This window comes from Bacillus sp. RB3, assembly GCF_030164735.1.
Classification (GTDB): Bacteria; Bacillota; Bacilli; order Bacillales; family Bacillaceae_G; genus Bacillus_A; species Bacillus_A cereus.
Genome location: NZ_JASNGE010000012.1, coordinates 119,666 through 144,936, shown reverse-complemented (window position 1 = coordinate 144,936; position 25,271 = coordinate 119,666). Strand labels below are relative to the sequence as shown.

Here is a 25,271-nt window from a genome sequence, read left to right as displayed (position 1 = left end):
TCTACAAAACATTAATTTATATATATTTATAATTATATTTTCCACCACTACAGCTCATTTCCTTTTTTATAAAAAAAGACACAGAGATTCCTCCCCATGCCTACTAATTTCCTACCTTTTCACCGCATGCACATAATGCACTGTCTCAAAAGCTTTCAAATAATCGTTTCGTCCTTCAAAATATAATTTATTTATGTCTTCTGGCGATAAATGTTCATAAATGAGTAAGCCCGCCTTCTCTAACAGTGCTTCCATTTCGGCATAAGAAAAACATGATTTCATCGGTTCTCCGCCTACCGCAGCCATTTTTACCATATTTTCAACTCGATTGGACAGTCCCTTTTCCGTAAACAAGTTTTCATCGGGATAATCGAAAACGATAGAACTTCCTGCCGGAACCACCTCAAATAAACATTCTATTAAACTAGAAAGTTCCTCTTTCGTTAAATAGTACGTTACACCTAATAGACTAAAGAACGTCTTTTTATTTTCAAATCCTTCATTCTGTAACTGCTCATAGAAAAATCCTTTCGTGAAATCCATCGAAACAAAATGAAGGTTATTTGGAACTTCAAGTTCTACTTCTTTTATTCTTTCCTTCTTAAACGCCTGCGTAGAAGGATGATCCACTTCAAATATTTCTATTTTATTCTCTAACTCTCGGTTTCTAAAACTGAACGTATCTAAGCCTGCACCGAGTATGACGTATTGTTTCGCTCCTAATGTAATTTCATGTAGTAATACTCTTTCACAATATGCGGCACGTGCTAAAGGTGTTGGTGATAACTGAACTTGTGTAATCCATTTTAATATTTCTTTTGGATTGTCTTGAAACCGCTCTGCAATGTCTGTATTGAAAAAGTGAATCCCTTGAACCATGTTCGTTTCAATATTGTTACGTTCTTTTGGCGATATGAATTCTTTAGCGATATAATCATCAAAGACCTTCGGATTATCAAATTCACTATGATATGCCCTGCTGAAAGCTGATACTAACGACGTTACACTTGCTTCACCTTGTTTCACGTACATACACTCTCCTTCATTTTTACAACAAAAATAGGGTTCCCCTGGCCAGGAGAACCCTATTATACACTTTATTTTTATATTGGTAAATTATAGCATAAATAAGTTTTTTTGTCAAGTTTTCAGCCTACTAACGCTCAACAATTTGTGTAATCTCTAGCAGGAAGATTTCGATCTACACCGAATATTCCAGTTCATAACAATACAAATGGAGGGCGTCATGAAAAGATTAGTCATCATTACAGTTGGAAAAACACACAGTGGAAAAACTACATTTGCAAGAGCATTAGAAAAAGAGTTACCCCACTCTTTCGTTATGGATCAAGATAATCAAGCTGAATTTATTAACACGCATTACGAAAAATTACAGCCGGCTAAAGGCCCTAATACATTTAAGCACGGTCTTTCAAAATTCATTGTTGATTATGCGAAAGAACATTCAAATTTACACCTTATTATTAGTAACTCCAATCGCAGTAAAAATGGAAGGTTATATTTACTAAACGAATTATTTCCACAGAATGAATATGTACGCATACTCGTTCATTTTGACATTCCAGATGATGTACTTTACGAAAGAGTGGCTCGAAGCACGCGAAGTACCAATATTTTTAGAGGTGGATATTCTAGTTTCAAAGAAGTATTTGATCGACAATAAACTGAATCATTTCACGATGATGTGGTAGATCCTATAGAAAATGAGGCTGATTATTTGTTTGTTATTCGCAATAATAAAGATATAAGCTTTACTATTGAAGAAATTGTTCATCTAGCTAAAGATTTATCCCCTACTCCAAAATAAGAGATTATAAAAATTACATAATCATAGATTATTATGCAAATACTTCCTCTAGACGGCGCAGATGGTATATAATGATGGAAGAATCTACTTCTATATGCTCATTTTTACACAAAACAGTTCATGCATATGAAAGAAAAGAGGTACAAAAATATGAAAACAAAACAAACAATTGCTGCGTCTACACTAGCTTTAGCAATGATTGCTGGCGCGAACCCTGCTCATGCGGAAGTAAATGATGCTACTCCTCAGCAAAGTACGGGAGATCGATTAGCTGAAATTAAGCAACATAAACAAGAGTTAGATGCGAAATTACAGCAACACAAAGAAAACGTGGATCAAACATTGAATGAACTTAACAAGGTTAAGGAAAATGTTGATACGAAGGTAAATGAACTACATGAACGTAAACAAGTTGCTGATGAAAAAATTAACGAGATTAAACAACATAAACAAGAGTTAGATGCAAAACTTCAGCAAGACAAACAAATCGCAGAAGATAAAATCGCTGAAATTAAAGAGCATAAAAAACAAGTAGAAGATAAAGTTGCTGAAGTAAAAGAACATAAGCAAAATATCGATAACAAAGTGAATGAGATTAAAGAACATAAACAAACTGTCGATGAAAAAGTGAATGAAATGAAGCAACATAAAGAGAACATTGATCAAAAGGTTAATGAACTTAAGGAAGTTAAAAAACAAGTAGATGAAAAATTAGCTGAGTTAAAAAAAGCGAAACAAACTGCTGAGGACAAACTCGCTGAACTAAAAGAAAACAAGCCGAATACCGGTAACACGTTAGAGGAACTTAAGAAAATTAAAGGCAATTTAGACAGTCTTTCCGCTAACTTAGAATTAGCTAAACAAGATGTAAAAAACAAACTAGCTGTTTTACAAGAAGCTAGACAAGATTTAATTAATAAAATTAACGAAATTAAACAATCGAAACAAACTGTTTCAGATGATTTATCAAAGAAAAAACAAGACTTAGATATTAAAATCAACGACTTTAAGCATACTGAGAAAAAAATTGACGACAAATTAGCTGAGTTACATACAACGAAGCAAAATGTTGATAACAAGATTAATGAAGTATCACAGTCTAAACAAACGCAAGCAGATAATGGTACTAAAAACAATAACGCTAAAGAACTTCCTAACGCTGGTAGCGAGCAATCAAACAATATGGCTCTAGGAATGCTATCTGTATTAGGCGGTGTTTTATTACTTACTCGTAATAAAATTAAAACGTTATTCTCTAAATAAGTCCATAAAAAAAGGAAAACCGCACATACATGTACGGTTTTCCTTTTTTATATTAACTGTCCATCTCGAAGCGTCAATATACGATCACATACATCAAGCATTCTTTCATCATGTGTAATCATAATTGCTGCTTTTTGGCTCTCTTTCACTTCGCGTTTCATCATTTCAACAACTTCACGTGCGCGTTTTGAGTCTAAGCTTGCCGTTGGCTCATCCGCTAATATTAAATCTGGGTTGTTCATGAACGCACGAGCGATTGCTACCCTTTGTTTTTCCCCGCCAGATAGTTGATTTGGATAATGATTCTTTCTTTCTCCTAATCCAAATGCCGCTAATAAATGATCTGCACGCTTTCCGGATTCTTGTTTACTTTCTTTTTTTAGCTTTGCAATGTAAAGTAACTGTTCTTTCACATTTAAATATGGAACAAGGTTTGCAAACTGGAAAATGAAGCCGATTTTTTTCAAACGAATGTCTGTCATTTCCTTTTCTGATAGCTTCGTAATATTTTGCTCGCGAATGTAAATATCCCCTTTTGACGGTGATAATAAAGCACCAGCGATTGATAATAACGTACTTTTCCCTGATCCAGAAGGACCAACGATTCCGATAAACTCTCCAGCTTTCACATCAAGCGACATCGGATGAAGGGCTGTTACTTCCGTATTTCCTTCTCCGTACACTTTACTTACTTTGTCTAATTTTAATAATGAAGTCATTACATCCCGCCTCCAATTGCTTCTAATGCATCAACTTTTAATACTTGATATAACGAAATAAGTGTTCCTAAAATACTAATAACGATAAAGATTGCCGCATATTGTGCAATCATCGGTGTTGTTAATAAGAATGGCATACCAGCTGGTAAAATTTGTTCTAACCCTTGTACAAGAACAATACTTATTACCATCGCAACGACTGATAAGAATAACGCCTGTACGACTAAGCTATTTGCTAAATAAGAGTTCTTCGTACCAATTGCTTTTAATACGCCTAATTGCTGTGTTTTTTGCAGTGTAATAACGTAGAAGAATACACCGATTAGTAATGCAGCGATAACAAGTAAGAACGCAATGATCATCGTTAATGTTCCTTGTTCTTCTTTAAATCCTGGAATACTTTGTAGCACTTCTTTTTTGTCAATTACGTGTGCATTTTTAATCTCTTTATCTGTGTTAAGTGCAATTGCACTATAATCTTTTTGGTTTGGTTGTGAAATAGCACCCCATACGTCTTCATTTACATAAACGACTGGTGTATGGCTAAACATTTGATCTTTCGTAAATCCAACGATTATAAATTCTTTCTTTGAAACAGGATCAATAATTGTATCTCCAATATCAATTCCTTTTTCTTTAATTGATTCGTCAGCAACCATCTCGTTGTTTGCTGTACCTAATTTCTCCCCTTTTACAATTTTCGGTTCTAAAAATGAATCCCGTTCACTTGAGAAAATAGCGATATCAACCTTTTTCGAACTATCTTTCTTTTCATATGTTGAAACTTTCACACGAAACGGAACGGCTTCTTTCTCGCCTACTTGATTTACTACGTTATCTACATCGTCTTTCTTAATTTGTGAACGAAGTAATTTATTTTCCGCATCATCTGCTAAAACGAACTTATTTGCCTCCATATTTTGAATCGATGAAGCATTATCATATGATAGTCCATTTGCTAATCCTGAAATAACAAGAACTAAAAATGATAATAACACCATAATCAGTCCGATTAATCCGTATCTTAATTTTGATTGTTTCAATTCACGCAGAGCTAAAAACATTTCGCTCGCTCCTTCCTCTTTCTTTCTATGCACTTATCATAAAAAAGAAATATGAACGGAATATGAACAGAAGATTACAGAGAGGAAGATTTAATTTTCAGAAAGTATTGAAAATAACTAAAATCCTTGATACAATTCAGTCAAATAATCTTGACCGAGTAATTCCATTTAAGGAGTTGATCATTTTGAAGCCCATGTTAACACTCACTACTTATAGCCAACTAAAAGCAATAAGCGATCCACTACGTGTCGAAATGATGATGCGTCTATGCGAACGTCCTTATACAGGACAATTACTATCTGAGAAATTCGGCATTCCAAGGGCGAAAATTCATTATCATTTAAAAGAATTAGAAAAGAATGGTTTTATAGAGATTGTTTATACAGAAGAAAAGAATGGCATCATTCAAAAGTTCTATCAATCTGTCGCTAGAGGCTTCACCCCTGCTGCAGACCTATTACCTCATTTAGAAATGTTAAGCGAATCAGGTCGCCAAATCTTTTTACAAATGGCAGAAACAACGAAAAACCATATTCTCGCTGCTCCTGAAGAAGCTTTTATATTACGAAAAGAAAGCGAAGACCCGGCTGAGTGGAATTACGTTTCATCTTGCTGGGAGTTTGATGCTACGCCGGAACAATTTCAAGTGTGGGTAAAAAAGTTTCATGAATTGATGGCTGAATTAAATGATATCGCAAAAGATGCGGATAAAGATCCAAATAGTAAATCTTATTACATTTCTACTACTGCACTACAAATCGACGAACGAGCAATGCAGCGATTTGTGAAAAAAGAAGAAAAATCGTAATACGATTTTTTTTACACTAACGGTCAAATTTATTTTACCGAATAAATTTATTATAAAGGAGTAGATTAAATGGACATATTGAAAAACCGGAATTTCCTCTTATTATTTTTAGGGAGAATTTTTACAAACATAGGAGATAGTTTGTATTATGTAGCCGCGATGTGGCTCGTATATAAGCTAAGTGGTAATCCTTTTTATTCTGGATTGGCTGGTTTTCTTACATTATTACCCTCTGCACTTCAATTTCTTACTGGTCCATTCGTTGATAGATGGTCCATTAAAAACACCCTCGTCATTACACAAGTTCTGCAATGCATTCTTATTTTAATCATTCCTATTACACACTACTTCGATCTATTAACAGTCCAACTACTACTCATCATTATGCCAATCGTAGCCTTTATCGAACAATTCGCCTATCCCGCACAATCGAAAGCTTTACCACTTCTACTGCATAAAACACAATTATTAAAAGGAAACTCACTCTTCTCATTTGCGTATCAAGGTATTGACTTAATTTGTACGACGATTTCTGGCATATTAGTAGCACTACTTGGCGCCATTACTTTATATGTGATCGACTCTTTCACATTCGCGATTACTGCCCTTTTGTTCTTTTCATTGAAAATGCCAAAGCAAACCGAAACGGGCACATCACTTTCAACAAAACAATATTTCTCAGATTTAAAAGAAGGTTTTTCAATTGTCTTCCGTTCCTTAATGGGCGCATTCTTAATCGGTTCAGTTGTTGCTAATTTCTCAATCGGTATGACGATGGCGATACTCCCTTCTTTCGCTGATTCTTTAGGAGGCGTGAAATCATATGGCTTCTTCTTAGCTGCTATATCAGCAGGTAGTCTCATCGGTGCATTATTCAGTTCATGGGTTGGCAAACGTAATGTTGGCCGCACTTCTATTATTAGCTTTGCGACTGGCGCTATCTTTTGGTTTCTCTCTACGATTGTACCGTTTCAATGGCTGTCTATTTTTTTTTTCGGCCTAGCTTGGATCCCAATTTGTGCCACGAACATATTATTTGCGACAATTAGTCAAATTGTAATTCCAAATCAATATATCGGACGCATCAATTCAGTCATGCGAAGTATGGGCACAATTGCTATGCCATTCGGTTCTTTAATTGGCGGATACACCGCAAATGTATTTAGTAGCCAACTCATTTTTGCGCTCGCTAGCATCGGGATTTTCTTTATCTCTCTCGTATGGCTGCTTCATCCGAAATTACGGGCTTTGCCGAAAGCTGATGAGATTACAGCGGATACTTTTGGGGTTCGGTTTAAGGAAGAGCGTGGGAAAGGTGCGGCTTTATAGCAAACCAAACATAACCCCGTTCTAAATTGGGGACGGGGTTAAAAATATAGTTATTTCATTTTGGATGTAAAATAATTCACTAAAAATATAACAATAAAGTCGTTTGAATATCTAAATTTTATTCAACAATAGTACCAACTTATAACGGCAGTTAACGCTTTGATGGCCAAGCACCCTGCATTTTCCTTAATTGAATAATTTGTCCTGTATGATAAGCATCATGAAGCATGATATCCAGTAATTTCCCCTCTAGTGAATTTTGCTCAAGCTCTCTTTCGGAAATTGCACTTAATGCCTGTCTTAAATTACACTGAGCATTTTCAGAACGTTCAACGACTTTCTTCCATTCCATATCATCATTAGATTGCTTAGTAAGATAAAATGTGTCATTTCCGTCAAGATTATGTGTCCATTCACGGCCTTCCAAGTTTGCAGCAAGCCTCTCTTTGTAATAAATGAGATGATTAACGTTCTCCCAAATGGTATTCGTTTCCTCACCAGATGGTTTCCACATAGCCTGTTCGGCTGTAAGTCCTTCAATAGCATGTTTAAACGGTGCATACCAACTCTCTTTATCGAATGTTGAATCTAGTACGTTTAATAACACGTCAATTCGTTTCAAAGTAATTTCCTCCCTAAATAGTTACAGTTTCAATAAAATCCTTATAACTATGTAGAAATTCTACATTTCCAAACAAACTTCCTCCTGATTTCACTCCACAAACTCGTCCGAGTATGTAATGAAAATGACTCACATTTTTTCACTTTACACGTATACTAGAGACCAAAAAAAAAGAGGCCGTTCCGAAACAGCCTCTTTCTTTCCATCTATTTCGGAAGCTCCACCCGAACGGTCGTTCCTTCCCCCTTCGTACTATACACCGAAACGTTTCCATGATGCAGTTCAACAATCTTCTGCACAATCGACAATCCTAAACCGCTACCTTCTACGTTTCTCGTCCTTGCTGTATCTACTTTGTAAAAACGGTCAAAAATACGATCCATTTCTTCTTTTTCCATACCGATTCCGTTGTCTGATATAGAAATAATGACACTAGACTCTAACTCTTCGACGAAAAACTCAATCGTTCCACCATCGTTTGAAAACTTAATGCTATTCGTGAAAATGTTACTCCAAACTTGATGAAGTAAGTTTTCATCACCTTTTATAGTGATATCTGGCACATTAAATTCAACGGCGATATCTTTTTCCCGCCATTTCCACTCAAGCATAAAAATGACGTCTTTAATTTGCTTCTGCAGATTGAATTCTCTTATTTGTAGAACCTTTTCCTCTTTATCTAATGAAGCGAGCGTAAGTAACTGTTTACATAAACTAGACATTCGCTTACTTTCACCCTCAATAATTTGTAAGTAATGATTTCTTTCTTCCTCACTCATCTTTTCTGTTTGCAACGTCTTTGAAAAACCTTGTATGGAAGAAAGTGGCGACTGAAATTCATGTGAAACGTTCGAAACGAATTCTTGTCTCATTTCATCTAGTTCTTTAATACTCTTCGTCATCTTTTGGAAGCTTGTAGATAACGTTCCTATTTCATCTTTTCGTTTTACATCTAATTCAATTTCATATTCCCCACTCGCAATTTTTTGCGTAGCCTTCGTAAATTTACGGATTGGGCGAACGATGTAACCTGCTGCAATCGCTATAAAAATAATACTTAATAGTACGATAAACCCTAATAATACCGCTAGAAAAATTCTCATCTCGCCGAATTGTTGTTGAACGTCAGGGCGAATGAATAAAGCGTACTGTTTATCACCGTGTTGTACTGGGACACCGACGCTATTAATTAATTCATTATCGAAAAAACCTGTAATAAAGAGGCGCGTTGGATAAGTAGAAACACCATTAAATGTCTCCCCCTGCAATACTTTATGAACGGTATCATCACTTATTGTCGTCTTACGAAACGCATTACCGATACGCTTTCCATTCTTTTGATCATCAACAATGTAAATCTCATACCCTAATTTTGCAATAGAATGCAAATACGTCTCTTGATTTTCTTCACTTTGCTTTTCATATAACGATTTAACTTCTTCCGCATACTTTAAAATCTTTTCACTGTTATATGGTTTTAACTTCACTTGATAATATACGTTCGTTAATAAAAAGCCGATAATACTACTAAGTAGCATAATGCCGACCGTCATAAATACAAATCTAGAATATAGTGATTTCATCTTATTTCAACTCCAACTTATACCCGAGGCCGCGCACTGTTGTAATTTGAAAATCATCCGTTCGTTTTGAGAAACGATCTCGCAGCCTTTTCACATGAACATCAACTGTTCGTTCATCTCCTTCAAAATCCATTCCCCATACTAATTCAATTAGCTCTTCTCTTGAAAATGTTCTTCCAGGATAACTAGCAAGTTGTGATAATAACTCAAATTCCTTTAAAGGAAGCAAAATTGTTTGACCGTTACACTTTACTTCTACACCTTTTCGATCAATTGTCGTTCCGTGCAACGTAATAATATCTGCACTCAGCATTTGATAACGTCGTAATAAAGCTTTCATACGGAAAATCACTTCAGCTGGTTCAAATGGTTTTACGATATAATCGTCCGTACCAGAAATGAATCCTTTTTCTTTATCAACTAACTGATCTTTCGCCGTTAATAAAATAACCGGTATATCATGATACTTCCGGATTTCTTCACATAACGTATAGCCATCAACGAACGGCATCATAATGTCTACGATCGCAAGATGAATATTTTCCTTCTCTAAAACATCTTGCGCTACCTTTCCATCTTCTGCTTCAAAAACTTTAAACCCCTCTTTTTGTAAATGGTAATGCAACAACTCTCTAATATGCTTATCATCATCAGCTAATAAAATATGTATCATCTTCATTAAACCCTCTCTCGTTCATCCTTCTACATCACTACATTAAGAAACAATTGGATTTTTTGCAAGAAAAAGAAAAAGAATCTATTTTGAAAAAAGATTATTCAAAATAGATTCTTACGTTTTAGTATTAAGATTATTTTAATCAAAAACAATTTCTAAGCCTTCGAAATATCAACAAACCCTTCTCCGAACACATCACGAACATCGTGTATAGCGATGAACGCCGCCGGATCCGTAGTTTGAACAATCCGCTTTAGCTTCACTACTTCTTGCTTATTAATAACAACATAAAGAATTTCCTTCGGCGTTTTCGTGTAATAGCCATGACCTGAATACACGGTAACCCCTCTCCCCATTAAGGTTGTCACCTTCCCGGCAATTTCATCTGGATTATCAGAAATAATCGTAATAGCCTTCTTCGGATTTAACCCTTCAATTACAAATTCCATCACTTTCGTTGCTACATATAGCATAATAATTGTTATCATCAGTTTTTCTGCACCAATGATGAAATAAGATGAAAATGCAACGATTAAATCGAAGAACAGTAGACCGTAGCTAATGCTCCAGCCTAAATATTTATGTGTCATCCTTGCTAAGATCGTAGTACCTGCAGTTGTTCCGCCAACGCGAATGATAAGACCAATACCACACCCGATAAATATTCCTCCGAAAATGGCATTTACAAGCATTTCATCCGAAGCAATCGTCCAGCCTTCTGTTAAATGAAGAAATAGCGAGTTAGTCACTACAGCGATAATCGTATAAATTGTTGTGATTTTATTTAAAAATTTATAACCGACTATTAACAAAATCGCATTTAAAATTAAGTTAACTAAACCTGGTGACCATTCAAATAAATAGTACGTAATAATCGTGATACCTGTTACCCCACCCTCACCAAACTCGTTTGGGATAACAAATAAATTGACACCTAAAGCAAAAAGAAATGCACCAATAATAATAAAAATAATGTCTGTCGTTCTTTTTTTCATACAGTACCTCACTTCTTATGTAAATATTTATTCTGTCATAAACTCTCACCATTATATCGTGGAATATTCAAATCGAACAGTGGTTTGTTTTTTATTTTAATATAGGATGATAAATCAACTTTATCCTATATCCACTTGTAATTAAGAAAGTAAAATAACTGTATTTATTATGTACTACAACTAAAGTTTTGATTTCACATGCAATTCATGCTAAAAATGAATAGGAACACGTACTCGCATTAACTTCGAGTACAAAACAAATAGGCGAAGCTATAGAATAGGCTTCGCATCAAACGTGTGCTCACAGAGATTTATATTCATAAATCTCTGATTTTTTCACTTATCTTTCTCCATATACTCTTTAATTTTCCGTTCTTCCCATTCTTTTCCGAATATCCCAAATGGAAAAGTTGTTAAACCGTGTATAACGATACCAATCCCCCAACCTCCAAGTGGATATAAAAACCATAATTCACTTGAATCAGAGCTTATATTTATGAAAAAAAGCATTAAGTTAACTAATATATAGACCGTTAAATGAATGTAAAACGCTTTTAAATTCTCCACTCTTTTTTTAGCTCGTAAATAATTCTCATCTCGCTCCATATATAAACACCTCTTTCATTATTGTATTTTTTAACTCGCTCTGATTTAAACATCATATTCTAGTCGGATATCCCTTATTCTCAAAAAATACAAAGCAAAAAAGTATCCAGCAAATGGTCATACACATCACCATTTGCTGGATACTACATGATACATTTGTTATTTACAGGATTTTAATTAAGACCAAATCCATACACCATCATTATTTTCAGCGTTCGTCTTTGCTTCATGAACTTTTTCAATATGGTCAACTGTGTTCCAGTTAATAGAACTTCCGCCCCACCCTACATACTTCATATCAATTTTCACTTTCTCACCCGCATTAAATACTTGTCCCTTTGTTAAGAAAACATCAATAATAGCTTTCTTCCCATTTAGCGATGGATACTCAACTACAACATATTTAGTAGCACCGTCTCCCTCATCTTCCATCGTTCCTACTTTTGATACTTCTCCAATTACATAATTAGGTGAGCCATCTTCTTTCATGTGCATACCTAACTTGTTTGTTGTATTTTCAACTGCGGTTGCAACCATATATTCTGTAAAATTACGCATCATAGATCCAGTAGCTTTTACTTCATCTCCTACTTTCACATTTGAAAGTGAATCAATATACACACTAACCGGTTCCTCATATTGCTTAGATTTTACAACAATTACACCGCTATCTACTTCTACTACTCGTCCTTCTAACGTCGAGAAATTCGATTCAATAGAAGCTGCACTCGCTTTTGTTACTTCTAGTCCTGGTAAATTTGTTCCTGATAATGCTGCGATCCCTAAAGCACCTGCTAAAATTAATTTTTTCATACCCATTATGAAACATCTCCATTCATGATGATTTTATTTTTTTGATTGGTATCGACCAACCTGTAACCATTATAGTTACAGGTTGTAGAAAACAGCAACCCTCTTTCTTATGCAATTTTGCATACTGTAACTTTTAAATATATAGCAAGAGGACTAAATTCTCGAATTATAATAGTTAATTTAATTCAAAGCTAAAATAACCTTATGACCACGGTATAAAGAAATTAAGAACTATTTTCGGTCCTAAGGTTAACGAATAGCTTTATAAAAACTCAATCAAAATCTATTCAACTAGTTGAAAAATGAACTATGTCGAAATTTATTTTTATAAAATTCAAATTTTAAGGAGGTTTTACAAAATATTACACAGAATCATTCGTATATCGTAATATTTTTGGGATTTTTTACAATTCGTTTCATTTTATCTACCACGTTTAGACAAAATGAAATAAAACAATAAAAAGGAGAGAGATAGATTGAAAAGAAAAATTAGTACAGCTGTTGTAGGGTTATCGGTATTTAGCTTCGGTCTTTTTGGTGTAAATATTGGAGAAGGTGGAGGCGTTGTAAAAGCTGAGCATGGTGAAACTTTTGCTCCAAAATTAGAAAGCCATGGGGACCACGGTGGCGCTTCTGCTTTCAATGTTGATGATACTCCTGCTCCAAAATCAGTAAGCATTGGGGATGGCGGTGGCGCTCCTGCTTATGATCATGGTAGACCTCCTATTTCATCATACAATATAGGGGATACTTGGGCACCTTCTTATACAAATACTCATGGAGAAGGAATGGCTCCTAAAAAAGAGAGTCACGCTGACTTCTTTGCTCCTACGTTAGAAACGCATGGTCATACTGGCGGCCCTGCTTTAAATGTTGGCGATACTGGCGGGGCTCCTGCATTAAACATCGGCGACACTGGTGGAGCTCCTAAACAGGAAGGGCATACACATTTCCCTGCTCCGAAAGTTGAATCTCATGGCAATACTGGCGGCGCCCCTGCTAATTCTGAACATGGTACAGGTTGGTAAGTTAACAAAATTAAAATCTATTTAGATTACCATTTTCATATACTTACAAGGAAACCATCCGATGTAACAAATATTATGTATATACATGATTTCTATTGTGATACACTCTAACCGAGAGAAATCTCCAATACATATGTGGTTTTCAAGTCTAAAAAATACACCTAGTAATCAGGTGTATTTTTATTTTACCTCTCTATCTACTAATCAAAGAATAATCCCCTAAAAATCAAAAAAAAACGAAGAAACTGCCTATACTTCGGACACTTAAAGTACCACGAACGTTGCGATTTTTAGTGACAATCCGTATCAAACCTCACTTTCATCCCATGGCCTAAAGGCGATAGCTTTCTTGTTCAGGAAAAGCTGTAACCTCTCCATTCATGATGATTTTATTTTTCGGATTGAATACGATCAACTTGTAATCATTACAGTTACAAATCGCAGAAAATATCAGCCATCTTTCTCATACAATGTTGCATACTGTAATTTTCAAATATAAATAGGTTATTCCTATATTCAACACTAAGACTGAATTCTTGAATCCCAGCAGGTAAACGGATTGATGATGAAGAAACTAATGTCATACATCATGTATTTCAATGATACAGTTTGTATAATCGTAGTCCATTACATTCTGTAGCAGCGGAGTTAACATGTTAATAAAACCAAAGAGGTTACAAGCAGGAGACACCGTGACAACAGTAAGTCCTTCATGGGGAGGCACAGGTGATTCTGAGATAAGATAACGATATGACAGGGCTCAAATAAATAAAAACACTCCTATAAGATATGACTGTGAATTAGTACTTTTTAAATGATATGGAGATTACTTATCTAATGATAAAGGGGGATTTACGTGTATGGAAGTAACATTTACAGTAAGTAAATGGGATGAAAAACTAATTGATGATACTAGAAAAGATTTCCCTATTAATATTGCCCATGTTGAATATGATATTGATGGAGAATTAAAAGGAAAAGCTTTTGTTGAATACTTATTATATTATCTAGACTCAAATATAAATGATGGTCACTTGGCTACGGCTAAAATTTCTGGATTTTTACACTTTGAAGGAATTTATAAGGGGCAACAAGGGACATTCACAGCTATAGAGCAAGGAATATTTGATAAAGGAAATTTAGATTCCCCAGGAACAATTATTAAAGCTACCGGTAACTTAGAAAATCTGAGAGGGTCCTATAATTATCAGTTTACAGGTCAAACTAGTAAACTGATTTTAGAGTTTGAATTTTAGCAAAATACCTTACATTTTAGCAGAAAGGACATTTCTTGTAATACTCGGAATGTCCTTTTTGTTGACGAGCTAGTACGTTATAATCACCGCCAATTTTTGTAGGTAGTGTTGATGTTAAAAGCCCTTGTACAACAAATCTCCCCTGCTCATCTTTAGATACTTCTGTAAATAAAACAACATCCTCTCTCGTAAAAGTTCTTTCAAAGGTAATTTTTTCGCCTACTTGCAATTTCATCGATCCCCCTCCTCAAAAACACTTGTAAAATAAGAAAAACCGAAACTCAAATCATTTCGGTTTTTCAAAACTATAGAAGTCAATATTTACTTTAAAGAATGAACAAACAACCCACTACGCAGTTTCGGTTCAAACCACGTTGATTTCGGCGGCATGACTTCTCCGGCATCTGCGATTGCTAATAAATCTTCCATAGATGTCGGATATAATGCGAATGCTGCTTTGTATTCGCCGCTGTTCACAAGGCGTTCTAGTTCTTCTAGCCCCCGTATTCCGCCAACAAAATCGATACGTGAATCAGATCGCGGATCATGTATTTCAAGCACTTGGCTTAATAAATGGTCTTGCAGAATAGATACATCTAAACCTCTAACAAGATCATTCGCATCAAATGTTTCTTCTTTCACAGTAAGCTTATACCACTTCTCATTTACATACATTCCAAATGCTTTTGGTTCATTTGGTTTATACGGAGAAACAGGTGCTTCTTCTACATAGAAGTATTGCTTGATTTGTTTTAAAAACTGTTCTTCTGATAAACCGTTTAAATCTTTCACAACTCGGTTATAGTCCCAAATCGATAATTCATCATGAGGGAATAGAACCGATAAGAAGAAATTAAATTCCTCTTCTCCTGTGTAATTTGGATATTGTTCTCTTCTCATAAGTCCTACTTTTGCAGCTGATGCAGAACGGTGATGCCCATCTGCAATATAAAGATTAGGAATATCTTCAAATGCGTTTACTAAAGTCGTAATTACATCTTCATCTGCAATCTTCCACGCAACATGCTTAACACCGTCTTCTGCTGTAAATGTATAAATTGGCGCATGCTCTTCTTTCCAGCTTCTAATTAAATGCTTTACTTCATCTTTTGTACGGTAAGTTAAAAATATCGGACCTGTATTTGCGTCACACACATCTACGTGGCGAATACGATCTAGTTCTTTTTCATGACGTGTTCTTTCATGTTTTTTAATTGTATCATCTTCATACTCATCAATAGATGTACAAACGACAAGGCCTGACTGCGTTCTTCCTTGCATCGTCAGTTCATAAATATATAGCGCTGGCTCTTCATCTTGTATGAACACTTCTTCTCGTATAAATTGCTTTAAATTGTCGCCCGCTTTTTCATACACGCGATCATCATACGGTGACAATTCAGGATCTAAATCAATTTCTGCTTTATCAACATGCAAGAAAGAATATGGATTCCCTTTTACAACTTCCCTTGCCTCTTCACTATTTAATACGTCATACGGTAAAGCTGCCACTTGTGCCGCTTTTTCCTCTACTGGACGAATGGCCCGAAACGGTCGTATTTTTGCCACATTCCTCTCTCCTTTACACAATCATTCGAACGGCTACAACACCTGTAATTTTGCTTATATTTTCTACAATATTCTCTTTTATTATATCATCAATTCCGTTATCGATATCAATCATTGTGTATGCCCAAGAATGTTTACTACGATTAATCATATCGGCAATATTAATATGATGTTCCGCTAAGCATCCTGTAATTTGCCCTACCATATTCGGGACGTTTTGATGCATAATTGTAATTCGTTTCTTTCCGATATACGGCAATTCTACGTTTGGATAATTTACTGAGTTACGAATATTTCCTGTCTCTAAATATTCACGTAATTGACGCGCCGCCATTACTGCACAATTTTCTTCCGATTCAGACGTTGATGCGCCAAGGTGAGGCGTCGCTGTTACATTTTTCATCTTTATTACATTTTCATTCGGGAAATCCGTTACGTAATGTGTAATAATATCTTCTTCTAATGCTGTTTGAAGAACCTTTTCATCTACAAGTTCTCCTCTAGAGAAATTAAATAGACGCATCCCTCTTTTCATCTTCTCTACAGCGTGTTCCCCAATGATCCCCTTCGTTTGATTCGTAAGAGGAATATGCAGTGTAATATAATCACACGTTGCAAAAATTTCATCAAGGCTAAATGCTCTTTGCACATGTGTAGAAAGACGCCAAGCTGTTTCAACTGAAATATAAGGATCATATCCGATAACATCCATGCCTAACGCTAACGCATCGTTCGCAACTAAAGCACCGATTGCGCCAAGTCCGATAACACCTAGACGTTTCCCTGCAATTTCTGATCCAACAAATTGTTTTTTTCCTGATTCAACAAGCTGTGGTACTTCTTCACCCTCTAAGTTTTTCGTCCAACTTACACCATTAATAATGTTACGTGAAGACATAATAAGACTGGCAATAATGAGTTCCTTTACAGCGTTTGCATTTGCCCCCGGCGTGTTAAATACTACAATTCCTTTTTCTGTACATCGCTCGACAGGAATATTATTTACACCAGCGCCAGCTCTTGCAATCGCCTTTAAGTCTTTTGAAAACTCTTCTTGATGTAAAGAGTAGCTACGAAGCAAAATTCCATCTGGATGATTGATTCTATCTCCTACTTCATAACGTTCTTCAGTAAAAACTTGCAAACCTTTTTCTGCAATTTGATTTAACGTTTGAACACGAAACATATCCCCATCTCCCTATCTATTCTCAAGCTCAAATTCCTTCATATAATCTACTAATCGTTTTACGCCGTGTGCTGGCATCGCATTGTAAATACTGGCACGCATACCGCCAACTGAGCGATGTCCTTTTAACGTAACAAGGCCGCGTTCCTTCGCTTTTTGTAAAAACTCATTGTTAAGTTCTTCTGACGGTGTTGTAAATGGAATGTTCATAAGTGATCGATACGCAGGATCAACTGGTGAAGTAAACAATTTAGATTCATCTAAAAAATGATAAATAAGTGAAGATTTCATTCTATTTTGTTCTTCAATCGCAGATACTCCGCCTTGCTCTTTCAACCACTCTAGTACAAGTTTTGTTACGTAAATACTAAAGGATGGCGGTGTATTATATAAGGAGTTATTTTTACTGTAAGTTTCATAATTTAACATTGTCGGACAAGAGCGATCTGCTCCCCCAATTAAATCTCTTTTTATAATAGCAATCGTTAAGCCCGCTGGTCCTAAATTTTTTTGTGCTCCCGCGTATATAAGACCAAACTTCGAAACATCATATTGTTCTGACAAAATATTTGAAGACATATCCGCAACGAGCGGCACTCTTTCTACATGTGGAATATCCACATATTTTGTCCCCTCAATTGTATTATTCGTTGTAATATGTACATAATCTAGTTTTTCATCACTTAATAAACCGTCCAGTTTAGGAATCGTAGTAAACTTCTCTTGCTCGGAAGAAGCAATTACTTGTACTTCTCCAACTTTTTCGGCTTCTTGTAGTGCCTTTTTAGACCATGAGCCAGTTAGTACGTATCCAGCTTTTTTATACGTATTCATTAAGTTCAGTGGTATCATAGAGAATTGTAATGATGCACCGCCTTGTAAAAATAAAACTTCATACTCATCAGGGATGCTCATTAATTCACGAAGTAAGTTACTCGCTTCCTCTATAATACTTTGAAAATAAGAAGATCGATGACTCATTTCCATAATAGACATGCCTGTCCCGTTATAATTTACAAGCTCCTTTTGCACTTTCTCTAAAACTGGCAAAGGGAGTATTGATGGTCCTGCTGAAAAATTATAGACTCTCTCCATTACCCTCATAACCTCCCTATTTCTCATTTTTATTAATTTTTAAACTTTCTGAATTATAACCTAAAATATAATATACGGTCAATTTGTTTTCTATTATTATGGCGCAAGACGCGATGGAATCGCTTGCAAGTGCAGACTTTTTTATGGACATATAAAAAAGTGTTAAGTACATAATCGTACTTAACACTCTAATAATGAAAGAATAATAGCTAGTCGTTCGTAAAGAACCGATCAAAAATTTGATAAATAGCAGAAAGACCAATGAGCCAATAAATAGTGTCCACAAGCGCCGGCATAGAACCAAACCATTTCTCAACTACATTGTAATCTAACGCTACCAATAACCAATTCAAACCGCCAAGAATCACCAAAATTACTGTAAGGTAAGACAAAAATTTCATTATGATTGCCCCCTAGGTGATAAGATGGTGAAAGGCCTTTCACTAAAAATATATGTAGTAAACTTTAAAACTTACCTATTTTATAAAAATTATTTTCGGTACCACCCGTTAATAACTGTCTCTGCTTCTTTACTATGTATTTGATACGCATGTGTACTATCATTAGAGCCAATAAACCAAATTGAAAAACCTTTAAAATATGGTTTCGGTTCTAATACATCTCGGTAAGCACGCCATCCATTTAATTGTACATCTTTCGAAAACACATTTGAAACATCTGGATTCCATGGATTTTGTAATCCAAGTTCACGTGCTGGAACGTTAAATCCACCGAAGTAAACTGGCTTTCCTGTTGCATTATGTAATTGTTCCAATTGCTGAACAACATTTTGCCCACGATTATATACTGTTGTCGCAAATAAACTTTGCTTCACTTCTTCATATGTTGGATTTCTTTTTCCTGAAACTTCAAACCAACTGTCTATGCTAACAATATCCACCTTTTTTAAATACGGGCGATTGATTTTCTCTTTAAACTTCGCTTCATAAGAAGGATCCCAGCTTGCTGTTAACCACCAGTTCATTTGATACAAAACATTTCCTTTATACTGATTACGAACAAAATCAATTGTATCGCTCCAGTATCCTTCTGCATACTCCATATTCACGAAATTAGAAGCAATCTTTAGTCCATACACATTGTATTTACTTGTAATGGAATTAAAAATATCTTGCAGAATAACCGTCTTCCAATTCCAGAAGAAATCATTAATGTTACTTGGGTTCCATTCTGTCTCTCCAACATTCCCCTGCTGAATATATGGGAACGGTTCCACTATAACTTGAATATTACGCTTTAATAATTCTTGAATTAAAATAATAGCTTGTTGCTTTTGTGCTTGATTAATTACCATGTTAGTAGAAGTCACATTTGAGATATCTACTTGAATCGGTACATTTACTGTATTTAAATTTAAGCGCTCCACATCCGCTAATACTTTCGCTACATTTCCAACTTCCCATACTGTTACGTTTCCTGATTTGATTTTTCCAGATTGAACAGTATTTACATCTGCCTGTACGTTTCCTTGAAAACAAAAAGAAAACAACATAATAAACACTCCTAAAAAACTTATTAAACTCTTATTTTTCTTCACAACTTTCCCCCTATAATTTTTGCCTTTCTTGATTATTTTATACAACGTTTCACATTTATTCCAGAAAAAAATGAAGTACCGTTCAACTATATTCATATAAATCTTCTAAAAATAGTAGGAAAAATAAAAAAGGAACAGATTTCCGCTCCTTTTTATCCTTTTACGATTGAAATTATTGAATCCCTTCTGGTAACTTAATTGAATCAAACTTTTCATATGAATCAATCTTTATACTCACAACTGCATCCAAATTTTCCTTATCTGTACTAGCTTTTTTATCTGAGTTACTTTCACTCACTTTTATAGTTGTTCGCATCTCTTCAAATTTATAATCTTTTGTTATTATATATTCAATGTTAAACGCATCCATATTAAATCCTTCCGTTAATTTTTTCATATCTCCATTAATTTTTTGTAACGTATCTACCGCTTCTTTTCCCTTTAATTCAAGTGTAAGTTTATATGTGTCTCCATCTTTCTTTGCTTTCATTTTCTTAGCCAAAGCTTCCGGTAAATCTAACTCATTAAGTAAATTTTTACTGACCATTACATCATTTACATTAAATTGATTATTAGGTATCGTAACTAACTCTCCTGTATCAGGGTTTTTCACTTGAGCAGCGACCTTTCCATCTACTTCATACGTTACAATATCTGTACCACTTATTTTCATTTCAGCTCTAGAATTCTTCAGTTTCGGCTCCATTTGTATTTTCATTTTAATTTCTTCTGATTGGCCGCTCCCCTTCATTGACATAAGAGATGTCAATGTAAGATATTCCTCTTGTTTTAATCCGTCAGCTGCTTTTTTAAAAATATCTTTCGCTACTAACTCTTTTTCTTTTTTTACAGATACTGTTTTAGGTCCACTTGTTTTTTCACTGCTACAACCAGTTGTTAAACCTACTATTAGCGCCAAACTAGATATTACAACCATTTTCTTCATACTGATTCTCCCCATTTCCCACTTAAAAATATTTTCATCCCATGTATAGTAAATCAACTGAAATAAATATATATACAATAATTATTTAACCTCTAAACGAAACCAGTTATTCAATCCGTATACTAATGTAACTAAAGCTCCTATCATACCAAAAACAACAATATTTATACCAATTGACGAACCAAATAAAACAGCCATCATTGACACCATCAGTAATAGCATAGCAATACTATTTATCTTAATTTCTACTACATCGCCATCCTTTACTTTCTTTTCTTTACTTCCAAAAAAGAATTGTTTTACTTTAATATTCGCTTCATCTAATTCAAAAGGAAGCGTATATTCTTCGTTATTCTCAAGTTTCATTACTACTTCGTTATCTACCTTTACAGCAACTCTTGCTGCTCCTCCCATTACCCCTGTTGCTCTTATTACTTTAATACTCATGCTAAATCTCCTCTCCCCCTATGACTTCTCCATGTCATTCATTTTTGTAATTCTTCTCTTATGAAATCCTTGAATGTAAAACAAAAAATGTATTTGTATGACACCGAAATCTTTTACGCTATACACCCATTTCTCGTTAAACAAAATATTCCAACAGAAATTATAACAAGTTCCTACAATTTTTTTTGTCAAATTTTGTCGCGTTTACAAAAAAAGAGACTCTTACATATAGTAAAAGTCTTTTCTATCATTACCGTGGCTGTAACGTTAACATTTTCCCTTCTATTCCCGCTGTATTCAGTGTAGTCGTATGATAAATCATCTATTTGATCATGATACCAATCCCTTCTAAAAGGATAAAAATCCTCTTCCCCCTAATTCGCTTCTATTATGAAAGAACCTTTTGAAACATTGAAAAACCCCCTTCATTTTCCTACCAATGAAGGGGTTTTTCTTATCGTTCGCTACGCCAACTTTCATTATGCCCAAGATTTGAATCTGTCGCTACTTGCACATCATATAACATTTCACTAAAGAAGCGTTTATCTACTTCTTTTGGTACAATGCGTCTTTCATCATCAATCTCATCGTATTCATATGAACCACGATTCACTGTACCTGCTTTATAAAATTGAATGTCAAATACACATACATCTTCTTCATCTTCATAACCAATCGGTGCTCCGCTAAATGACAATTGCACTCCTAATCCGGTACGAGTATCTTCTTTGTAAAATGTATAATATACACCGCCATCTTGAACAGACCCACGGATCCATCCAAGCTTCGTCATCTTACCGAATAACGAACGACCATTTAGTAAAATACCGCCAAATCTCTCAATAGCACTCTCATCATTCTCTTTTACTACAAACACTGGACGCTCAATTTGTAGGAACGGCTGAACAATTCCCGCACTTTCTAATTGCTCTTTCCATAATTCCTTCTCCGCCTCAGGCAATTCTAACGGATGAACGAAACCAATAACAGTGCCAGATGAAAGTTCATAACTCTTCCCGTCAATTGTACAGAACACGCCACCTTCTGCATAACGGAATGCCTTCAGCAACTTCCCTTCCTTATACTCACCCCAAATGAGTGAAATAGAAAATTGCTTCATAATTGGATTATCCATAAATACAGACTTCCATGCATTATGTGACCAATAACGCTTTAATGAAAGTGCCGTTTCCAATCGTTGTTTTTGCATTGAAAGAGTATTTCGGAGTTCCTTCTTTAAAGAGGCTAATTCTTTTTTAGCCTCTTCAGCCTTTTCTACATCATCTTTTGCATCCGGCTTTGGAAGTGACTTCATACGTTTTCCTTCTTCTGTCTCTAATTCAATTTTTGACTCTGTAGTTAAAATGGCAGTAAAACTTCGATTCCCGAAATCAATTATTTTTTCACCATGTATAGTAAAGCCAAGGTCCGGCACCAATTGATCTTCCAGCTCTTCCTCTGTTATACCACGTGTTTTCGCAGCAAGACTTAGCGCTTCTTTTGCTGCATTACGTACTTGCTTATGTTTATATTTAAATGCTATTGCATGAATAGACATAAGTGCAAGCTTAGATGAAGACAAACCTAAAGCACGAACGGCATCCGCTGCTATCTTTCCTCTCATTTGAAGCACCCATTCATCAATTTGCTTTATAAGTATGTCGACCATTTTGTCGTCACTATACATTCCGTATAACGAAAGAATTCCACGTTTCTTCACATCTGCGTCTTGAGAAATCCATATTTGATATATTGTTTGCACATATTCTTTTAAGTCCTCTTCATTTAAAGCTCTACCAATTACTTCTGCTGTTTCTTTCTTCTCAATAACAGCATCTGAAATATACTGTTGTAAATAGGCTAACGGAATTGCAGCATCAGCAATTTCATCAGAGTCACGTAAACGGATTTGTGGCTCATCCCCAATCAATTGCAGAAGTGAATTTCTTGTTTGTTCAGTTAAAATACGTGCACATAGTTCTTCTATCTTTTCTTCCTCCGTTTGAAATAAAAACGAGAATTTTCCTGCGAAAGATTCATTTTTACTTTCTTGCAAAGCTTCCTGTACAAGTTTCGTATATTTTTCAAGCTTATACTCTATAAGTATTTTCATCACATTTTCACGAACAATTTTCTTTTTATTATGAAGTTCAACTGCTACATCTGCTGCAGCTTCTACATCTTTTGAAAGCAGTTTAACTACAGACTCACGCATTTTTTTAGATGAATCTCCTAAGCTTTTAATTAAAATTGGACGCATTTTAATCATGTTATCCTTTGCTAACTCTTCTAAAATATATGCTTTGGCCACAGCAGAATACTCATCAAATCGTTCAATGATGTACGCTTGTTCTTTTACAATTACACAAACAAGCGCTTCCTTCGCCTTATTTCGCTCTTCACTGTAGCATGCAGCTTCTTCAACTGCATAAGCGATAAGCTTTTCCTTACTTAATCCATACGAAAGCAGATCTTCTAATACTTGTTTCGGTTCTACTCCTCTGACAGAACATTCGTAAAGAAGTTCGTATAAATTAACACTATCTTCATCTCCAAACTGTAGTGTAAGTACAGCTTCCCTCTTCGCTACATCATCTATATCCCAAAGAAGCGCAACCTCTAACACCGGCATACCCCAATACATACTTCTATATTTCGGATTTTTAAGTATTTGCTCCATATCCTCAAGTGACAATTTCCCTAGTAAATAATCACGATATGTATCCCGCACTGTAGACAATTTTATTTGCAAAGCAGCAACAAAAAATTCTTCTCGCATTTTCCCTATATTTAGCTCATATCCTTTTTCAGCTAACGTGCGTGCGATGATGAGATAATTCATTTTACTTACATATTGCAAAGTACGTTGAATAAATTCAGGATCTTCCTCCAACATAAAGCATAGCAATTCATATTCATACGTCTTACAAAAATCCTCACTATTTAAATCATGTTGCCTTAGACGATGCGCAAAAAATCTTTCCTTAGAAATCCAAAACTGTGTACAAAAACTTTGAATTTCTTCATATGTTTCTCTATTTACACTACCAGTTTTTTTGTAGTTTTGAGACTGACCGAGAGTGTGACACATATAACGTGTTGCATAGTTTATAAAACCCCAAACATTTTTCTTCGCCAATATTTCAATATATCGCCTCGCAACATTCGAATATTTATGAACACAAAATAATAGCCGCCAAATATGTTCCGGTAAATTCCCACCTATAAATACTTCACTATCATCTTTACCTTTTAAATACCGTTTAACTGCTTCAACCTTTTCCTTTTCCCCTAGCAGTTTCAATATAAATTCTGTATGTTCTTCTAACCTCTCATTCAATAAAGAACTATATGTACGAAACTTTTCATAATCTACATCAAACATTACAAGAAGTAATGTTACTTGCTGGTTAGTTGGTAAAGTATGTAATTGTCCCTCTATATAGTTCGGATTCTCTCTTGTTAACTCTCTAAGAAAAACATCTGCTTCATTCACATAACTTGAAATACTGGATAAATATTTACATGCGATTGCTACAAGTTTGTCCAAAGGAAGTGCACTTTTTTCTAAATAAATCTTCATTTTAGAAAAACTGACATGCGCAAAACGGACTACAAGAACATTTAATAATTGCTCCTCGAGTATATGGTAAAATAATCGAAAAAAATCCGGATCTTGTTTATGCACTTTCCTAAAATCGTTTATAAATCGCTCCGCAAAATCGCTTCTTTTTTGATCACGAATTGTCGTTAGTTGAATATCTTTTAAAATCTCTTCTTCTTTTGTCTGTAAATATCGTTGTGATAATTGTTTCTGTTCTTCTGTCATATTAATATATTGAAACAACTCAGATGTACTAGTAGTCAAACTTTGTACCC

General features: G+C 35.0%; 22 protein-coding genes and 2 pseudogenes. 6 read left to right on the top strand and 18 right to left on the bottom strand.

Features of this window, described 5'->3' with window-relative positions:
- Positions 1–111: 111 nt before the first annotated feature.
- The gene (locus QO049_RS17255; protein ID WP_246960535.1) at positions 112–1,032 is read right to left on the bottom strand and encodes a class I SAM-dependent methyltransferase; all 921 of its coding nucleotides are present in this window, start codon (positions 1,030–1,032) and stop codon (positions 112–114) included.
- Between the two features lie 214 nt (positions 1,033–1,246).
- Here QO049_RS17255 and QO049_RS17250 point away from each other — a divergent pair.
- A pseudogene (locus QO049_RS17250) lies at positions 1,247–1,828 on the top strand (ATP-binding protein).
- Positions 1,829–1,978: 150 nt separating this feature from the next.
- On the top strand, positions 1,979–3,091 hold the full coding sequence (locus QO049_RS17245) for an LPXTG cell wall anchor domain-containing protein (protein ID WP_016118247.1): 1,113 nt from the start codon (positions 1,979–1,981) through the stop codon (positions 3,089–3,091).
- 47 nt (positions 3,092–3,138) lie between these two features.
- On the opposite strand, the gene QO049_RS17240 is transcribed toward QO049_RS17245, so the two are convergent.
- Both QO049_RS17240 and QO049_RS17235 read right to left on the bottom strand, forming a co-directional pair.
- Positions 3,139–3,810, bottom strand: coding sequence for an ABC transporter ATP-binding protein (locus tag QO049_RS17240; RefSeq protein ID WP_000202607.1), 672 nt, complete (start codon positions 3,808–3,810; stop codon positions 3,139–3,141).
- The gene (locus tag QO049_RS17235; RefSeq protein ID WP_284489360.1) at positions 3,810–4,874 is read right to left on the bottom strand and encodes an ABC transporter permease; all 1,065 of its coding nucleotides are present in this window, start codon (positions 4,872–4,874) and stop codon (positions 3,810–3,812) included. Before QO049_RS17235 ends, QO049_RS17240 begins: the two co-directional genes overlap by 1 nt.
- 185 nt (positions 4,875–5,059) lie before the next feature.
- Between QO049_RS17235 and QO049_RS17230 the strand changes: the two genes are divergently transcribed.
- On the top strand, positions 5,060–5,683 hold the full coding sequence (locus QO049_RS17230) for an ArsR/SmtB family transcription factor (protein WP_000803871.1): 624 nt from the start codon (positions 5,060–5,062) through the stop codon (positions 5,681–5,683).
- A gap of 69 nt (positions 5,684–5,752) precedes the next feature.
- Positions 5,753–7,012, top strand: coding sequence for an MFS transporter (locus QO049_RS17225; protein WP_284489359.1), 1,260 nt, complete (start codon positions 5,753–5,755; stop codon positions 7,010–7,012).
- Positions 7,013–7,163: 151 nt separating this feature from the next.
- Here the strand turns inward: QO049_RS17225 and QO049_RS17220 are convergent, their stop codons facing one another.
- The 6 genes from QO049_RS17220 to QO049_RS17195 form a co-directional block, all read right to left on the bottom strand.
- Positions 7,164–7,634 carry a DinB family protein gene (locus tag QO049_RS17220; RefSeq protein ID WP_000821015.1) on the bottom strand — a complete coding sequence of 157 codons (471 nt, stop codon included), beginning with the start codon at positions 7,632–7,634 and terminating at the stop codon, positions 7,164–7,166.
- A gap of 206 nt (positions 7,635–7,840) precedes the next feature.
- Complete coding sequence (locus tag QO049_RS17215; RefSeq protein WP_000839528.1) at positions 7,841–9,217, bottom strand: sensor histidine kinase; 1,377 nt, start codon at positions 9,215–9,217, stop codon at positions 7,841–7,843.
- 1 nt (position 9,218) lies between these two features.
- Entirely contained in the window at positions 9,219–9,896 is a 678-nt protein-coding gene (locus QO049_RS17210) for a response regulator transcription factor (RefSeq protein ID WP_000781961.1), read from the bottom strand.
- 152 nt (positions 9,897–10,048) lie between these two features.
- Positions 10,049–10,888 (bottom strand): YitT family protein, encoded by an 840-nt coding sequence (locus QO049_RS17205; protein WP_000747492.1) that lies wholly within the window; start codon positions 10,886–10,888, stop codon positions 10,049–10,051.
- A gap of 336 nt (positions 10,889–11,224) precedes the next feature.
- The gene (locus QO049_RS17200) at positions 11,225–11,494 is read right to left on the bottom strand and encodes a 2TM domain-containing protein (protein WP_000438992.1); all 270 of its coding nucleotides are present in this window, start codon (positions 11,492–11,494) and stop codon (positions 11,225–11,227) included.
- Between the two features lie 177 nt (positions 11,495–11,671).
- Complete coding sequence (locus QO049_RS17195) at positions 11,672–12,313, bottom strand: ATP F0F1 synthase subunit alpha (RefSeq protein ID WP_098207461.1); 642 nt, start codon at positions 12,311–12,313, stop codon at positions 11,672–11,674.
- 470 nt (positions 12,314–12,783) lie between these two features.
- On the opposite strand from QO049_RS17195, the gene QO049_RS17190 reads away from it, so the two are divergent.
- Both QO049_RS17190 and QO049_RS17185 read left to right on the top strand, forming a co-directional pair.
- Complete coding sequence (locus QO049_RS17190) at positions 12,784–13,335, top strand: hypothetical protein (RefSeq protein WP_246960541.1); 552 nt, start codon at positions 12,784–12,786, stop codon at positions 13,333–13,335.
- A gap of 860 nt (positions 13,336–14,195) precedes the next feature.
- Positions 14,196–14,591 carry a DUF3224 domain-containing protein gene (locus QO049_RS17185; RefSeq protein WP_000454079.1) on the top strand — a complete coding sequence of 132 codons (396 nt, stop codon included), beginning with the start codon at positions 14,196–14,198 and terminating at the stop codon, positions 14,589–14,591.
- 61 nt (positions 14,592–14,652) lie between these two features.
- Here QO049_RS17185 and QO049_RS17180 read toward each other — a convergent pair.
- The 9 genes and pseudogenes from QO049_RS17180 to QO049_RS17140 form a co-directional block, all read right to left on the bottom strand.
- Positions 14,653–14,826, bottom strand: a pseudogene (locus QO049_RS17180) (hotdog family protein); the annotation flags it as partial.
- 86 nt (positions 14,827–14,912) lie between these two features.
- A complete protein-coding gene (locus tag QO049_RS17175; RefSeq protein ID WP_001063069.1) occupies positions 14,913–16,160 on the bottom strand; it encodes a DUF1015 domain-containing protein in 1,248 nt (415 codons plus the stop codon).
- Positions 16,161–16,173: 13 nt separating this feature from the next.
- Positions 16,174–17,346 carry a 3-phosphoglycerate dehydrogenase family protein gene (locus QO049_RS17170; protein ID WP_000490230.1) on the bottom strand — a complete coding sequence of 391 codons (1,173 nt, stop codon included), beginning with the start codon at positions 17,344–17,346 and terminating at the stop codon, positions 16,174–16,176.
- A gap of 12 nt (positions 17,347–17,358) precedes the next feature.
- Complete coding sequence (gene serC / locus QO049_RS17165; RefSeq protein WP_118414755.1) at positions 17,359–18,441, bottom strand: 3-phosphoserine/phosphohydroxythreonine transaminase; 1,083 nt, start codon at positions 18,439–18,441, stop codon at positions 17,359–17,361.
- A 209-nt stretch (positions 18,442–18,650) separates the two neighbouring features.
- Positions 18,651–18,842: a DUF378 domain-containing protein gene (locus QO049_RS17160; RefSeq protein ID WP_000670805.1), complete on the bottom strand. Its 192-nt coding sequence runs from the start codon at positions 18,840–18,842 to the stop codon at positions 18,651–18,653.
- 89 nt (positions 18,843–18,931) lie between these two features.
- A complete protein-coding gene (locus QO049_RS17155; RefSeq protein WP_118414756.1) occupies positions 18,932–19,999 on the bottom strand; it encodes a glycoside hydrolase family 113 in 1,068 nt (355 codons plus the stop codon).
- Between the two features lie 172 nt (positions 20,000–20,171).
- Positions 20,172–20,945, bottom strand: coding sequence for a DUF6612 family protein (locus QO049_RS17150; RefSeq protein ID WP_084064124.1), 774 nt, complete (start codon positions 20,943–20,945; stop codon positions 20,172–20,174).
- Between the two features lie 81 nt (positions 20,946–21,026).
- Positions 21,027–21,392: a hypothetical protein gene (locus QO049_RS17145; RefSeq protein ID WP_000025025.1), complete on the bottom strand. Its 366-nt coding sequence runs from the start codon at positions 21,390–21,392 to the stop codon at positions 21,027–21,029.
- A gap of 454 nt (positions 21,393–21,846) precedes the next feature.
- On the bottom strand, positions 21,847–25,260 hold the full coding sequence (locus QO049_RS17140) for a DUF4132 domain-containing protein (RefSeq protein WP_042891309.1): 3,414 nt from the start codon (positions 25,258–25,260) through the stop codon (positions 21,847–21,849).
- Positions 25,261–25,271 lie beyond the last annotated feature (11 nt).